The sequence below is a fragment of the Actinophytocola sp. genome, assembly GCF_036002505.1.
GTDB lineage: Bacteria > Actinomycetota > Actinomycetes > Mycobacteriales > Pseudonocardiaceae > DASYTH01.
In genome coordinates this window covers 1-2471 of the sequence record NZ_DASYTH010000402.1, presented here as the reverse complement: position 1 = coordinate 2471, position 2471 = coordinate 1, and the positions used below count along the sequence as shown (strand labels likewise).

Annotated in this window: 2 protein-coding genes and 1 pseudogene; 1 reads left to right on the top strand and 2 read right to left on the bottom strand. The window is 70.2% G+C overall.

The window, feature by feature from the left end; genetic code table 11:
• Positions 1-222: pseudogene (locus VGR06_RS44145) on the bottom strand (LysR family transcriptional regulator); the annotation flags it as partial.
• Positions 223-413: 191 nt separating this feature from the next.
• Here VGR06_RS44145 and VGR06_RS35055 point away from each other — a divergent pair.
• A complete protein-coding gene (locus VGR06_RS35055; RefSeq protein WP_327563496.1) occupies positions 414-2051 on the top strand; it encodes an IS1634 family transposase in 1638 nt (545 codons plus the stop codon).
• A gap of 90 nt (positions 2052-2141) precedes the next feature.
• Here VGR06_RS35055 and VGR06_RS35050 read toward each other — a convergent pair.
• Positions 2142-2471 (bottom strand): hypothetical protein (locus VGR06_RS35050; RefSeq protein WP_327563495.1); only part of this gene is annotated, 330 nt, incomplete at its 5' end.

Below are 2471 nucleotides of genomic sequence, written 5' to 3'. Positions count from 1 at the left end.
CGCCTCGACGAGTCGCGGCAGCACCCCGAACACGAGCGACGGGCTGACCCCGATCGTGAGCCGCCCGGGCGGACGGGCGGCCCGCGCGACGATCCGGGCCCACCGCTCGTCGGCCTCCTCCACGAGCGACCGGGCCTCGTCGACCAGCTCGGCCCCGATCGCGCTGAGCTCGACGCGCCGCGTGGTGCGGGTGAAGAGCCGGGCGCCGAGCTGCTGCTCCAGGCGATGGATCCGATCGGTGAGCCCCTGCTGGCTCAGGCCGGGCTTCCGCAGATGGTGGGCAGATGAGGGCCGGTTGTGACGTGTTCGTGCTGGTCGCGGCGCTGCGGGAGCGGTGGGTGGCTTGATCTTGTAGGCACACGATTGTGTGAGTATCCGCTGCTGGTATGGGACATCGCGTCTACGGTGTAGGTGTGTACTTGCGGGAGACGCGGCGGGTCAACCAGGACGGCACTGTCGTCTGCTATCTGCAGTTGGCGCACAACGAGCGCCACCCCGAGACCGGCGTGTCGACGGCTCGGGTGATCCACAACTTCGGCCGGGCCGACCAGGTCGACCGGGAGGCGTTGGCCCGTCTGGTCGGCTCGATCGCCCGGGTGCTGGACCCGGCCGACGCGCCGGTCACCAGCGGCGACGTCGAGGTCATCGAGTCCCGGCCGATGGGCGGGGCGTGGGTGCTGGACCGGCTGTGGGAACGGCTCGGGATCGGCGGCGAGGTGCGCGACGTCGCCCGCCGGACGCGGCGCCGCTACCGGATCGAGGCGGAGGCGGTGGAGCGGGTGATCTTCGCCATGGTGGCCAACCGGGCGTTGGACCCGTCCTCGAAGCTGGCGGGTTGTCGGTGGATCAGCGAGCGGGTGTGGATCCCTGGCCTGGCCGACGTCGATGACGACACGTGCTACCGGGCCATGGACTTCTTCTTGACCACGCTGGCCGAGATCCAGCGGGCGGTGTTCTTCGCAGTGGCTGATCTGCTCACCCTGGAGGTCGATCTGGTGTTCTTCGACACCACCTCGACGTACTTCGAGGTCGACCGGCCCGACGAGTTCCGCCGCCACGGCCACTCGAAGGACCACCGGCCCGACCTGCCCCAGGTCGTGGTCGGCATGGCCGTGACCCGGGGCGGGATCCCGGTGCGGGCCTGGGTGTGGCCGGGCAACACGAGCGACCAGACCGTCCTCGACGAGGTGCGCGGGGACCTGGCCGGCTGGTCGTTGAACCGGGCCGTGTGGGTCGTCGACGCCGGGTTCGCGTCGGCGGCGAACCGCCGGGTCTTGTCCACCGCCGGTGGCCACTACATCGTGGCCGAGAAGCTGCGCTCCGACAGCGCCGAGGTTCAGGCCGCCTTGTCCCGTCAGGGCCGCTACCAACGCGTCGCCGACAACCTCGAGGTCAAGGAAGTCCGCGTCGGCGAGCACGACCGGTTCGTCATCGCCCGCAACTCCGAGCAGGCCGAACGCGACGCCCACGTCCGCGGGGAGATCGTCGCTCAACTCGAAGCCGAGATCGCCAACAGTGACCGGCTCCCCGCCCGCAAGCGGGCCGAGCTGTGCGGGGCGCTGCGCACCAAGCCGGCCTACAACCGCTACCTGCGCGTCACCCCCGGCGGCCTCCTGCGCATCGACGCCGCCGCCATCAAGAACGACGCCCGCCTCGACGGCAAGTTCCTCTTGCGCTGCTCCGACCCGTCGCTGTCGGCCGCCGACATCGCCTTGGGCTACAAGGCTCTCAGCGAGGTCGAGCGCGGCTGGCGCGACATGAAGAGCACGCTCGATCTGCGCCCCGTCTACCACCGCCTCGAGCACCGCATCACCGCTCACGTCCAGCTGTGCTGGCTCGCCCTCCTGCTCATCCGCGTGATCGAGACCACCACCGGCGACACCTGGCGCAACACCCGCAACGAGCTCCAACGCCTCCACCTCGTCACCCTCGCCACCACCGCCGGCACCGTCGCCCAGCGATCAGCGCTCACCCCCGGCCAGCGGGCCATCCTCACCGCCCTCGACCTCGGCGAACCCGCCCACTACCACGACTTCACGCCCAGCAGCTGACGCCAAGACACCCGACCCCCGCGCGTAGATACACGCCGCGCACGCCCCCACCACCCCGAACCCGCAGGTCAGCGACCACATCCATGCCGATCACATGCCCACCATCTGCGGAAGGCCGGGCAGGAGGCCGGTCGGAACGTCACAGGCCCGGTCGCGGTCGCAGCCCGAGTCGGGGAGGTAGACGCTTGCGGCGGCGAGGATCCGGCCGTCCGGAAGGACCGCGATGCTGTTGAGCCACCAGAAGGGATCGCCGAAGTCCTCGCGCTCGAGCACGAACCAGCCGTCTTCAGAGAACGTGGGATCGAAGGCACCGGATGGCAGCCGCCGCTCGATCACCGACAACACCCGGGTCGAGGTCGCCAACGAAGCGAACACGAACCGCCCGTCTTCGAGGACGTGGATGGCCCCCGGACCGTTCAA